The organism is Kitasatospora sp. NPDC048722, from assembly GCF_040650235.1.
In the GTDB taxonomy this organism is placed as follows: Bacteria; Actinomycetota; Actinomycetes; order Streptomycetales; family Streptomycetaceae; genus Kitasatospora.
Genome location: NZ_JBEZGX010000001.1, coordinates 110,983 through 122,936, shown reverse-complemented (window position 1 = coordinate 122,936; position 11,954 = coordinate 110,983). Strand labels below are relative to the sequence as shown.

General features: G+C 72.7%; 10 protein-coding genes. 8 read left to right on the top strand and 2 right to left on the bottom strand.

What is annotated here, in order from left to right; genetic code table 11:
- Positions 1–208 precede the first annotated feature (208 nt).
- From AB0C76_RS00495 to AB0C76_RS00465, 7 genes are all read left to right on the top strand, one after another.
- The gene (locus AB0C76_RS00495; protein WP_359957344.1) at positions 209–1,552 is read left to right on the top strand and encodes a phosphoribosyltransferase family protein; all 1,344 of its coding nucleotides are present in this window, start codon (positions 209–211) and stop codon (positions 1,550–1,552) included.
- A gap of 209 nt (positions 1,553–1,761) precedes the next feature.
- Positions 1,762–2,976, top strand: coding sequence for a 4-hydroxyphenylpyruvate dioxygenase (hppD, locus tag AB0C76_RS00490; RefSeq protein ID WP_359957342.1), 1,215 nt, complete (start codon positions 1,762–1,764; stop codon positions 2,974–2,976).
- A gap of 75 nt (positions 2,977–3,051) precedes the next feature.
- On the top strand, positions 3,052–4,254 hold the full coding sequence (locus AB0C76_RS00485; RefSeq protein ID WP_359957339.1) for a homogentisate 1,2-dioxygenase: 1,203 nt from the start codon (positions 3,052–3,054) through the stop codon (positions 4,252–4,254).
- On the top strand, positions 4,221–5,105 hold the full coding sequence (locus tag AB0C76_RS00480; RefSeq protein ID WP_359957336.1) for a hypothetical protein: 885 nt from the start codon (positions 4,221–4,223) through the stop codon (positions 5,103–5,105). The genes AB0C76_RS00485 and AB0C76_RS00480 overlap by 34 nt, the downstream gene beginning before the upstream one ends.
- Positions 5,102–6,346 (top strand): fumarylacetoacetase, encoded by a 1,245-nt coding sequence (fahA, locus tag AB0C76_RS00475; RefSeq protein ID WP_359957333.1) that lies wholly within the window; start codon positions 5,102–5,104, stop codon positions 6,344–6,346. The genes AB0C76_RS00480 and fahA overlap by 4 nt, the downstream gene beginning before the upstream one ends.
- Before the next feature lie 130 nt (positions 6,347–6,476).
- Entirely contained in the window at positions 6,477–7,523 is a 1,047-nt protein-coding gene (locus AB0C76_RS00470; protein WP_359957331.1) for an enoyl-CoA hydratase/isomerase family protein, read from the top strand.
- A 168-nt stretch (positions 7,524–7,691) separates the two neighbouring features.
- Entirely contained in the window at positions 7,692–8,477 is a 786-nt protein-coding gene (locus AB0C76_RS00465) for an enoyl-CoA hydratase (protein WP_329930762.1), read from the top strand.
- 105 nt (positions 8,478–8,582) lie between these two features.
- On the opposite strand, the gene AB0C76_RS00460 is transcribed toward AB0C76_RS00465, so the two are convergent.
- Positions 8,583–10,448, bottom strand: a complete 1,866-nt coding sequence (locus AB0C76_RS00460) for an NAD-binding protein (protein ID WP_359957328.1) — start codon at positions 10,446–10,448, stop codon at positions 8,583–8,585.
- A 206-nt stretch (positions 10,449–10,654) separates the two neighbouring features.
- Between AB0C76_RS00460 and AB0C76_RS00455 the strand changes: the two genes are divergently transcribed.
- Positions 10,655–11,254 carry a DUF308 domain-containing protein gene (locus AB0C76_RS00455; protein ID WP_359957325.1) on the top strand — a complete coding sequence of 200 codons (600 nt, stop codon included), beginning with the start codon at positions 10,655–10,657 and terminating at the stop codon, positions 11,252–11,254.
- Positions 11,255–11,303: 49 nt separating this feature from the next.
- Here AB0C76_RS00455 and AB0C76_RS00450 read toward each other — a convergent pair whose 3' ends face one another.
- Complete coding sequence (locus AB0C76_RS00450) at positions 11,304–11,945, bottom strand: DUF6461 domain-containing protein (protein ID WP_359957322.1); 642 nt, start codon at positions 11,943–11,945, stop codon at positions 11,304–11,306.
- Positions 11,946–11,954 lie beyond the last annotated feature (9 nt).

Genomic DNA, 11,954 nt, shown 5'->3' with positions numbered 1-11,954 from the left:
CTTCGACATCACGGTCCGCCGCCCGCTGTCCCGGCCGCACGGGGGCTTGGTCCCGTGCGCTTTCCGGCCCGCGCCCGGGCCGTGCCCGGGCCGTGCCCGGGCGGGGAGCGGGACGAGGGCAGGACAGGGTGGGACCGGGCAAGGCGGCGGGCGGCGAGGCGGCGGGCGGCGGGCAACCCGACGTACGGTTGAACTCGGAGGCTGCGCGATGCACGTCACCGGTACCCACTTCACCGACCGCACCGACGCGGGCCGCCGGCTGGCCGCCCGCCTGGGACACCTGAACGGGTCGGGCGCGGTCGTGGTCGCCCTGCCGCGCGGCGGGGTGCCCGTGGCCGCGGAGGTCGCCGCGGCGCTCGGCGCGCCCCTGGACATCTGCGTGATCCGCAAGCTCGGCGTGCCCTACCAGCCCGAGCTCGGCATGGGCGCCATCGGCGAGGGCGGCGTCCGCGTCCTGAACGACGAGGTGATGCGCCTCGGCGGGATCACCCCCGACCAACTGGCCGACGTGGAACGGCGCGAGCGCGCCGAGCTGGAGCGCCGCGCCCGCCGCTACCGGGGCGACCGCCCGCCCGCCGACCTGCACGGCCGGACCGTCGTCGTCGTCGACGACGGCATCGCCACCGGCTCCACCGCCCGGGCCGCCTGCCGGATCGTCCGCGCCCGCGGCGCCGCCCGCGTGGTCCTCGCCGTCCCCGTGGCCCCCCGGGACTGGACGGACCGCCTGGCCGACGTCGCCGACGAGCTGGTCTGCGTCGCCACGCCGTCCCCGTTCTTCGCGATCGGCGAGTTCTACGACGACTTCTCCCAGACCGGCGACGACGAGGTCCTGAGCCTGCTCGCCGACGCCCGCGGCAAGCGCCCGCCCGCACCCGTCGCCCTCGACCGCGACGTGGAACTCTCCGCCGCCGGCGTCCGCCTGCCCGGCCACCTGACCGTCCCCGCCGACGCCCGCGGCATCGTCGTGTTCGCACACGGCAGCGGCAGCAGCCGCCACAGCCCCCGCAACCGGCACGTCGCCCGCCATCTCAACCGGGCCGGCCTGGCCACGCTGCTGTTCGACCTGCTCACCGAGGCCGAGGAACCGGACCGGAACAAGGTGTTCGACGTCGGCCTGCTCGGCTCCCGCCTGACCGCCGTCGCCGAGCAGCTGCCCACCCTGGAGGCCACCCGGGCCCTCCCGCTCGGGCTGTTCGGCGCGAGCACGGGCGCCGCCGCCGCACTGCACACCGCCGCTGCCCTCGGCCCCGCGGTCGGCGCCGTGGTGTCGCGCGGCGGGCGCCCCGATCTGGCCGGGCCGGACGCCCTGGACCTGGTCACCGCCCCGACCCTGCTCGTCGTCGGCGGTCTCGACGCCACCGTGATCGACCTCAACCGGCGGGCGCGGGCCCGGCTGCGCTGCGAGAGTGAACTCGCGGTGGTCCCCCGAGCGGGCCACCTGTTCGAGGAGCCTGGCACGTTGGACCAGGTCGCCGGGCTGGCCGGGGACTGGTTCCGGCACCACCTCGGCGCACCGGACGCCCCCTCCGGCCCGGTTACGCAGAGTTCGTGAATCGACCCCGATCAGCAGCGCAGATTGCGCAGCAGAACGCGGGATTTCCTGATCAGCTTGTACACATTGAACAGTGAAAAACCGACCTGTTGCCCAACCACCCGGACAGGAGCAAGCTCTCCGCTCAGCCGCACCGCCCACCCCCCATCAGCGGCGCGGCCGCCTCAAGCGGACGCCTCAGAGCCGAGGCCCAAAGTGGAGGAAGACCGATGACCCCGCAGTCCTACGCCCTTGAGCTGACCCCCGAGGAGCGCGAGGCCGGTCTCGACGCCGACCAGCTGCGCCGCCTCGTCGGCCTCGTCGAGCACGACCCGGCCACCGACCCGTTCCCCGTGACCGCGCAGGACGCGGTCGTGTTCGTGGTCGGCAACGCCACCCAGACGGCGCAGTTCTACCAGGCCGTGTTCGGCATGGAGCTGGTCGCCTACTCCGGCCCGGAGACCGGTCGCCGCGACCGCAAGGCCTTCGTGCTCCGCTCCGGCTCGTGCCGCTTCGTGATCAAGGGCGGCGTCCAGCCGGACAGCCCGCTGCTGGACCACCACCGCCGCCACGGCGACGGCGTCGTCGACCTGGCGCTGGAGGTGCCGGACGTCGACAAGTGCATCGAGCACGCCCGCGCGACCGGCGCCACCGTGCTGGAGGAGCCGAACGACGTCTCGGACGAGAACGGCACCGTGCGCCGCGCCGCGATCGCCACCTACGGCGAGACCCGGCACACCCTGATCGACCGCTCCCGCTACCACGGCCCGTACCTGCCGGGCTACGTCGTCGCGGAGAGCAAGGTCAAGCACCCGGAGGGCTCGCCGAAGCGGCTGTTCCAGGCGCTGGACCACGCGGTGGGCAACGTCGAGCTCGGCAAGATGGACGAGTGGGTCTCGTTCTACAACCGGGTCATGGGCTTCGTGAACATGGCCGAGTTCGTCGGCGACGACATCGCCACCGACTACTCCGCGCTGATGTCGAAGGTCGTCGCGAGCGGCAACCACCGGGTGAAGTTCCCGCTGAACGAGCCGGCGATCGCCAAGAAGAAGTCGCAGATCGACGAGTACCTGGAGTTCTACACCGGTCCGGGCTGCCAGCACATGGCGCTCGCCACCAACGACATCCTCACCACCGTCGACATCCTGCGGGCGCGCGGCGTCGAGTTCCTCAACACCCCGGACGCGTACTACGACGACCCGGAGCTGCGCGCCCGGATCGGCAAGGTGCGCGTGCCGATCGAGGAGCTGAAGAAGCGCGGCATCCTGGTCGACCGCGACGAGGACGGCTACCTGCTGCAGATCTTCACCAAGCCGATCGGCGACCGCCCCACCGTGTTCTACGAGTTCATCGAGCGCCACGGTTCGCTCGGCTTCGGCAAGGGCAACTTCAAGGCGCTGTTCGAGTCCATCGAGCGCGAGCAGGAGCGCCGCGGCAACCTGTGAGGGTCGCGGGGCTCTGAACACGGTCGACGTACCGTGAGCACGAGCGGCTGAGCACGGTCGAGGAGGAGCAGGGAGATGGCGTACTACCGGCAGCTGGGCAGCATCCCGCCCAAGCGGCACACGCAGCACCGCACACCCGAAGGCGGGCTGTACTACGAGGAGTTGATGGGCGAGGAGGGGTTCTCCTCCGATTCCTCGCTGCTCTACCACCGCGGCATCCCGTCCGCCGTGGTGAACGCGGTGCCGTGGGAGCTGCCGGACCAGTCCACGGTGCCCAACCATCCCCTGCTCCCCCGCCACCTGAAGCTCCACGAGCTGTTCGCCGGCCAGGAGTGGAAGGCCGCGGACGTGGTGAGCGGCCGCCGTCTGGTCCTCGGCAACGGCGACGTGCGGATCTCGTACGTCGCGGCCGGGGCGCCGAGTGAGCTGTACCGCAACGGGCTCGGCGACGAGTGCGTGTACGTGGAGTCCGGCTCCGGCACGGTGGAGACGGTCTTCGGCGCGCTGGAGGTCGGCCCGGGCGACTACGTGATCATCCCGCGGGCGACCACGCACCGCTGGGTGCCCTCCGGGGACGAGCCGCTGCGGGCGTACTGCATCGAGGCGAACAGCCACATCACGCCGGTGAAGCGCTACCTCTCCAAGTACGGGCAGCTGCTGGAGCACGCGCCGTACTGCGAGCGCGACTTCCGCGGGCCCGTCGGGCCGCTCGTCGTCGACACCCCCGGGGACGTCGACGTGCTGGTCAAGCACCGCGGTCCGAACGGGATTTCGGGCACCCGCTACACCGTGCCGCACCACCCGTTCGACGTGGTCGGCTGGGACGGCTGCCTGTACCCGTACGTCTTCAACATCCGGGACTTCGAGCCGATCACCGGGCGGATCCACCAGCCGCCGCCGGCCCACCAGGTGTTCGAGGGCAACAACTTCGTGATCTGCAACTTCGTTCCGCGCAAGGTGGACTACCACCCGCTGTCGATCCCGGTGCCGTACTACCACGCGAACGTGGACAGCGACGAGGTCATGTTCTACTGCGGCGGCGACTACGCGGCCCGCAAGGGCTCGGGCATCGGCCAGGGTTCGATCTCGCTGCACCCGGGCGGGCACACCCACGGCCCGCAGCCGGGCGCGTACGAGCGCAGCATCGGCGCGGAGTTCTTCGACGAACTCGCGGTCATGGTGGACACGTTCCGCCCGCTGGAGCTGGGCGAGGGCGGCCGGGCGAGCGAGGACGCGAACTACGCGTGGACGTGGTCGGGCCGGGGGCCCGGGCGATGAGCGCCGGCGGATCCGCGATCCCGGACCTGTTCCGCGGACTCTTCGACGACGCGGCGGTGTTCCCGCCGGGGAACCTGCCGGTCGTCGAGGCGGTGCCCGCGCACCGCGCCCACCGCACGGCCTGGTACGCCGACGCGGTCGGCCCGTTCCTGTGCGGGGCTGGCCGGTTGGGCGAGCTGGCCACGGCGGTGGAGGGCACCGGGCCGCTCAGGGTCGGGCTGGTGCTGCCGGGGGGCAGCACCGAGCTCGGGCCGGCGCTCGCCGCCGCCGCGCCGTTCGAGGTCGCGGGCGTCGAGCTCGCGACCCGGGACGTCCACGAGGCGGTGGCCGAGTTGGACCGGCTGCTGCCGCCGGACGTGCCCGCCGCCGTCGAACTGCCGCGCGAACTCCTGCACGGGGACGGGCTGGACGAGACGCTCGACGCTCTGGTGGACAGCGCCTACCGGGCGAAGTTCCGCACCGGCGGGGTCGTCGCACAGGCCTTCCCGGGCGAGGACGAGCTGGCCGCGTTCCTCACCGGCTGCGCACAGCGAGGCCTGCCGTACAAGTGCACGGCGGGGCTGCACAACGCCGTCCGGCACACCGATCCGGTGACCGGCTTCGAGCACCACGGCTTCCTCAACGTGCTGCTGGCCGCGCAGGAGACGGACCGCGCCGCGGCCGCCGAGGTGCTGGCGGAACGCGACGGCCACGCGCTGGCCAAGGCCGTCCACGCCTTGAGCGCGCATCAGGTTACGGTGATCCGCAACTCGTTCACCGCGTTCGGCACCTGCAGCATCGCCGAACCCCTGGACGACCTGGCCGCGCTCGGCCTGCTGTCGCCCAGCCCACTTGTCCAGGAGGACCGTTGAGCACCCCCCGCAGCTGGCTCGCCAGCGCCCAGGACTCGCCGTTCGGCGTGCACAACCTGCCGTACGGCGTCTTCACCGCCGCCGATCAGCCCGGGCGGCGCCGGATCGGCGTGCGCGTCGGGGACTTCGTGCTCGACGCCGCGGCCGCCGCCCGTGCCGCCGGGGCGCCGTCGGTTCTGCTGGCCGCGGACTCGCTCAACCCCCTGATGGCCGCCGGGCGTTCGGCCTGGACGCAGGTGCGGGCCGACCTGACGCTGTGGCTGACGGACGAGTCGTACCGCGAGGCGCTGAGCCCGGCGCTGCTGCCGGTGGGCGAGGTCGAGCTGCACCTGCCGTTCGAAGTCGCGGACTACGTCGACTTCTACGCGAGCGAGCACCACGCCACCAACCTGGGCCGGATCTTCCGCCCGGGCTCGGAGCCGCTCACCCCCAACTGGAAGCACCTGCCGATCGGTTACCACGGGCGGGCGGGGACGGTCGTCGTGTCCGGCACCCCGGTCGTGCGCCCGCACGGACAGCGCAAGGCGCCGGCCGACGCGGTGCCGTCCTTCGGGCCGACGCGCCGGCTCGACATCGAGGCCGAGGTCGGCTTCGTCGTCGGCGCGCCGTCCACGCTCGGGCGGCCGGTCGTCCTGGACGACTTCCGCGACCACGTGTTCGGCGTGTGCCTGGTCAACGACTGGTCCGCGCGCGACATCCAGGCCTGGGAGTACGTGCCGCTCGGGCCGTTCCTCGGCAAGTCCTTCACGACGTCGGTCTCGCCGTGGATCGTCCCGCTGGACGCCCTCCAGCACGCCCGGGTCAGCCCGCCGGAGCGCGACGTCGAGCCGCTGCCGTACCTGGACGACCGCGGCGGCGAGCCGTGGGGCCTGGACCTGGCGATGGAGGTCCGCCTGAACGGGCACCTCGTCTCCCGGCCGCCGTTCGCGTCGATGTACTGGACGGCGCAGCAGCAGCTCACCCACATGACGGTCAACGGCGCGTCGCTGCGCACCGGTGACCTGTTCGCGTCGGGGACGGTCAGCGGGCCGGAGCCGGACACCCGGGGTGCGCTGATCGAGCTGACCTGGAACGGCGAGGAGCCGCTGAAGCTGGCGGACGGCACGACGCGGACGTTCCTGGAGGACGGCGACGAGGTGACGATCACCGCGACGGCGCCGGGGCCGGACGGGACGGTCATCGGCTTCGGCGAGGTGACGGGGCGGGTCGAGCCGCAGTCGGGTCGTACGACCGGCGCGTGACGGCGGACAGATGACAGATGACAGCTGACAGATTTCGTCTTCTGTCAGCTGTCATCTGTTCCCCGTTCGGCCTAGTACGGTGGGCGACAGGGACGGGGATCTTCGACACCGACGAACGGGAGCGGGCCCGATGAGCGGCGAGGTGCAGGACTTCCAGGACGGCTGGGCCGGGCGGATCGTGCTGAACCGGCCGAGGGCGCTCAACTCCCTCACCCACGGCATGATCACCGCCGTCCGGGAGGCGGTGGACGCCTGGGCCGCGGACGACACCGTGCGCACCATCGTGCTGACCGGAGCCGGCGAACGCGGGCTCTGCGCCGGCGCCGACGTCCGGGCCATGCACGACGACGCCAAGGCCGGCGGCGCCGGCGCCCGGGCGTTCTTCCGCGACGAGTACCGGCTCAACGCCCTCATCGCCCGCTGCCCCAAGCCGTACGTCGCGGTCATGGACGGCATCACGATGGGCGGCGGCGTCGGCCTCTCCGCCCACGGCTCGGTGCGCATCGTCACCGAGCGCTCCGTCATCGCCATGCCCGAGACCCGGATCGGCCTCGTGCCGGACGTCGGCGGAAGCCGCCTGCTGGCCCACGCCCCGGGTGAGTTGGGCACCCATCTCGGCCTCACCTCCGCGTCGATGGGTCCCGGGGACGCCGTCCTGTGCGGCTTCGCGGACCACTTCGTCCCGTCCGCGAAGATCCCGGCCCTGCTCTTCGCCCTCGCGGCCGCCCCGGACGCGGACGCCGTGACCGCCATGGTCGCCGCCGCCGCCGAACCGGCGCCGCCCTCCGCCCTCGCGGCCCAGCGCGAGTGGATCGACGCCTGCTACGCCGCCGACACGGCCGAGGAGATCGTCGAACGCCTCCTCGACTCCGGGGTGCCCGAGGCGAAGGAGGCCGCCGAGCTGGTCCTCGCCAACTCGCCGACCGCCGTCAAGACCACCCTCGCCGCACTGCGCGCGGCCCGGTCCCTGCCGTCCCTGGAGGCGGTGCTCGACCAGGAGTACCGCATCTCCTGTGCGGCGCTGGACAGTCACGACCTGGTCGAGGGCATCCGCGCCCAGGTGATCGACAAGGACCGCAACCCGCGCTGGTCCCCCGCCACGCTCGCCGAGGTGACGGAGGCCGACGTGGCCCGCCACTTCGCCCCGCGCGAGGGCGACGAGCTCGGCCTGGCCTGACCCGCGCGGCCCAGCACCGCTCCGCTTCCGGCACCGCTCGGCCCCGGGCCGGACCCGTGACGACCGTCTCGCATGCCAAGACTGGCGCGAGGCGGGGCGCTTCGTAGATCGTTGGGTGGTCAGGGCGCGCCCGTGCGGCGCCGAGCAGCGGAATGGGAGTCGACGGCGATGACCGAGACCGAGACCTACGAGACGATCCTGGTCGAGCGCAAGGGCCGGGTGGGGCTGATCACGCTCAACCGTCCGAAGGCGCTCAACGCGCTGAACACGCAGCTGATGAACGAGGTCGTCGAGGCCGCGACGCGCTTCGACCGGGACCCGGAGATCGGCTGTCTGGTGATCACCGGGTCGGAGAAGGCCTTCGCGGCGGGCGCCGACATCAAGGAGATGCAGGGCAACCAGTTCCCGGACGTCTACCTGGACGACTGGCTGGGCCCGTGGGACCGGCTCGGCCAGCTGCGCAAGCCGGTCGTCGCGGCGGTGGCGGGCTTCGCGCTCGGCGGCGGCTGCGAGCTGGCCATGCTGTGCGACATCCTGCTGGCCGCCGACACCGCGAAGTTCGGGCAGCCGGAGATCAAGCTCGGCGTCATCCCCGGCATCGGCGGCTCGCAGCGGCTGACCCGGGCGGTCGGCAAGGCGAAGGCCATGGAGCTGTGCCTGACCGGCCGGATGATGGGCGCCGAGGAGGCCGAGCGCGCCGGTCTGGTCTCCCGGATCGTCCCGGCCGACCAGCTGCTGGCCGAGGCGCTGGCCACGGCCGAGACCGTCGCGGCGATGTCCGCCCCGGCCGCGATCATGATGAAGGAGAGCGTCAACCGCGCCTTCGAGACCACGCTGGCGGAGGGCGTCCGCTTCGAGCGGCGCCTGTTCCACGCGGCCTTCGCGACCGCGGACCAGAAGGAGGGCATGAACGCCTTCGCCGAGAAGCGGCCGGCCGCGTTCATCAACCGCTGAGCACGGACCGCGCGCCCGGGGCAGGACGGCGAACGCCTGACAGGTGACAGATGACGGCGAACAGATGACAGATGATGAAATCTGTCATCTGTTCGCCGACTCCCGTCAGTCCTCCTCCGCCAGCACCGTGTTGAGCCGGGCGAACCCGCTGCGGGTCGCGGCGACGACGATCTGGTCGCCCGGGCCGAGGCGGCGGGTGCGGTCGGCGTAGTTCCACTGCAGGTGCGGACTGCGGGCGACCCGGGCGGCGATCACCCGGACGCCGCCCGGGTCCTCCAGGTCGTGCCGGTTCATGCCGATCAACCCGCTGCCGTCCTCCACCGTCAGCTCCGCGATCAGCAGCACGTGCCGGAAGACCGAGAGGGTGCCCAGCACCTCACGCCCCATCAGGGCGGCGGCGAACGCGGGCGCCGCCAGGTAGGAGACGGACCGGGACGCCGCGTTGTCCAGCGTCGCGTAGAAGTGCCCGGCGAAGTCGTCGTCGAACAGCCGCACCACCACCCGCACTTCGGGGTTGCCGTGGCGCGCCTCCAGCGCCGCCTCCAGGTTGGTCGCGTCGTCGCCGCTGACCGCGACCACCGCCCGGCTGTGCTTCAGCCGGGCCCGGCGCAGTTGCTCCTCGAACGGGCCGTCCCCGAGGACGACCGGGATGCCGAGCGCCCGGACGGCGGCGATGCCGCGCGCCTGCGGGTCACGCTCCATGCACACGACCGGCACGCCCAGTTCGTGGAGCTGGCTCGCGACGCGGGTGCCGACGTTGCCGAGGCCGACGACGATCACGTGCTCCCGGGTGCCGGCGCTCGGGTTGCGGGGCTGGCCGCGCCGCCCGGAGGCGAGCGCCTCGACCACGATCGCGGTGGCGACCGGCGCGAACGTGATGCCGCAGAGCGTGATCACCACCTGCGCGGCCCGCTGCCACGCGCCGCCCGTCCCCGTCCCGGCGGCGATGTCGGCGGGCTGGTCCGGCTGGGCCGCGCCGGCGAGGTCGAGCAGCGAGATGTAGACGGTCCAGCCGAAGTCCCGGCTCAGGTACCAGAGGACGGAGAAGGCCATCAGCACGGCGGCGAGCGCGATGAGCAGCACCAGCCGCATCCGGGCGCTGGTGAAGTAGCGGGCGGTGTCGAGCAGTCGCCAGCGCAACCGCCGTGCCCAGTTGATCGGTTCGCGCGGCTCGACCGGCAGCACCTGGAGGGCGGCGACCCCGCCCTGGTCGTCGAGGGCCGCGGACACCGCTCCGGTTGCCTCCTCCTGCGCGGCTGGCCCGGCGGCCCCGGCCGGGCGGCGCGGGTCAGGGACCTCGGCGCCGCCGACGCGCACCGGACCGTCGTCCCCGAACTCTCTCGCGAGCCGGACGAACTCGGCCGAGTCGCCCTCCTGTTCGGGCATCAGCCGGATCCTGCCGACGTCCTGGCGGTCGATGCGGTCGGCGACGATGCAGAGCCGGTCGGCGGTGATCGCCTCGTCGAAGGCGATGTGCAGGAAGCGTCCGCCGACCGCGACCGAGTTGGGCCGGCCCAGCGCCGCCGCCGCGAACGCCGGTGCCGCGGTGGCGGAGCCGGAGAGTGCGGCGCCGTTCCTGAGGAGGCGTTCGATGTTCTCCCCGAGGCGCTGGTTGAACATCCGCAGGACGATCCGGATGTTCGGGTTGTGGCCCTGCGCGCTGAGCGCCGCGTGGATGTTCTCCTGGTCGTCGCCCTCGACGAGGGCGAGGCCGCGCGCGGTCCCGATGGACACCGCGCGCAGTGCCTCGTCGGTGATGCTGCTGTACTCGACCACGGCCGAGACGCCGGCCAGCTGCTCGATCCGCGGCGCGTGGTCGCGGTCGCGGTCCGCGACCAGGACGACGACCGGTACCTCGTAGTGCTCGACGAGTTCCAGGACCAACCGGTGGGCCAGCGCGTTCCCGCCGCAGACGACGAAGTGCTGGCTGATCGGCTCGACCGGAGGGGTCCCCCACCCTTCATAAGTCATACCGCCGGATGATAACCACGCCGGGTGTTCGGAAGATGTCGTTCCCGGAACCGCGGGACCCCCGAACGGCGGTACCGCACGGGCGGTTCGCCGCCGGTGCGTCGAGGGTGGGTGTCGTCCCCCGTCCGCTTCCGATCGGTCCCTGACCCGCTCCTGACCCGCTCCCCACCCGTTCCCGGCTCACCCCGGCCCGAGGAGGCACCACCGTGGTCCCCCCGATCATCACCCCCGACGGCACCGAGGCGCAGGGCCCGCTCGGGCTGCTCGCCAAGGCCGCCTGGCAGGTCCTGCTGCTCGCCGGTCTGGCCTCGCTCGGCCTCGGCATCGTCGTCTTCGTCTGGCCGCGCGAGACCCTGCTGGTGGTGGGCGTACTCTTCGGCCTCTACCTGCTGGTCATCGGGATCGTCCAGCTGGTCGCGGCGTTCGGCACCCACGCCACCACCGCGCTGCGGGTGCTGGCGTTCATCAGCGGCGCGATCTGCGTGCTGCTGGGTCTGCTCTGCTTCCGCAGCGCGGCACAGTCACTGCTGCTGCTCGCGCTCTGGATCGGCATCGGGTGGCTGTTCCGGGGCATCACCCAGCTCGCCGCCGCCTTCTCCGACCCGGACATGCCTGCGCGCGGCTGGCAGGGTTTCGCGGGCGTGGCGAACACGGTGGCCGGTGTGCTGCTGATGGTGTGGCCGGTCGGTTCGATCACCGCGCTGACGGTCCTGGCGGGCTGCTGGCTGCTGGTCCTCGGCCTGATCGAGATCGTGACGGCGCTCCAGGTGCGCGGCCGGGCGAAGCGGATCCCGTCGGGCGTGTAGCCCGGGCGGGCTCGGGCGTGCGGCCCTTCCGTGCAAGGCCGGGGGCGCGTCACGGCCTGGGCGCGTAGCCGATCCGGAAGGTCGCCGCCTCCAGGCGGTCGGCGCCGATCCGGACGTCCGTCAGCCGCTCGGCGAGGGCGAAGGCGGACTCGGTGTTGAACTCGGTGTTCTTGTCGTCGAGCCGGAAGCCGCAGGCCGTGAGCAGGTCCGGGATGCCGGGGGCGTCGGCGTCGGTGCCGTCCCGCTGGTCGGGGAAGAGCGGTTCGAAGTGGAGCCGGCAGGTGGGGCCCTCCCACCAGTTGAAGTGGTCGACCGCGTTGACGTTGCGGAAGTGGGAGACGGCGCGGGTGCCGTCGGCGAGGCGGGGCAGGAGGTCCCAGAGGCTGCCGAGGTAGCCGTAGGGCTCGACGGCGAGGGCCCAGCCGTCGAGTTCGGTGACGGCCACGAGGAGGCGGTCGGCGTACTCGTCGTCGTCGAACAGGGCGCCGGCCGTCTCGTCCTCGCCGTCGTCGAAGGTCTCCCACGCGGTGACGACCGCGTCCAGGCCGGTGACCTCGCCGCCCGGGGCGGCGTTGAAGCGGCGCAGCAGTTCGTCGGCGCCGATGCCCTGGACGTGCGTCAGGCAGTAGGCCTCGCCGAGCACGGGGTGGCGCTCGGCGAACCAGGTGAAGTCGGTGGCGTGTGCGGTCATGGGGCGATG

Excerpts from the sequence above, each read along its gene's own strand:
- AB0C76_RS00485 (WP_359957339.1), top strand. The coding sequence starts at position 3,052 with ATGGCGTACTACCGGCAGCTGGGCAGCATCCCGCCCAAGCGGCACACG.
- AB0C76_RS00460 (WP_359957328.1), bottom strand. The coding sequence starts at position 10,448 with ATGACTTATGAAGGGTGGGGGACCCCTCCGGTCGAGCCGATCAGCCAG.
- hppD (WP_359957342.1), top strand. The coding sequence starts at position 1,762 with ATGACCCCGCAGTCCTACGCCCTTGAGCTGACCCCCGAGGAGCGCGAG.
- AB0C76_RS00450 (WP_359957322.1), bottom strand. The coding sequence starts at position 11,945 with ATGACCGCACACGCCACCGACTTCACCTGGTTCGCCGAGCGCCACCCC.
- AB0C76_RS00495 (WP_359957344.1), top strand. The coding sequence starts at position 209 with ATGCACGTCACCGGTACCCACTTCACCGACCGCACCGACGCGGGCCGC.
- AB0C76_RS00470 (WP_359957331.1), top strand. The coding sequence starts at position 6,477 with ATGAGCGGCGAGGTGCAGGACTTCCAGGACGGCTGGGCCGGGCGGATC.
- AB0C76_RS00465 (WP_329930762.1), top strand. The coding sequence starts at position 7,692 with ATGACCGAGACCGAGACCTACGAGACGATCCTGGTCGAGCGCAAGGGC.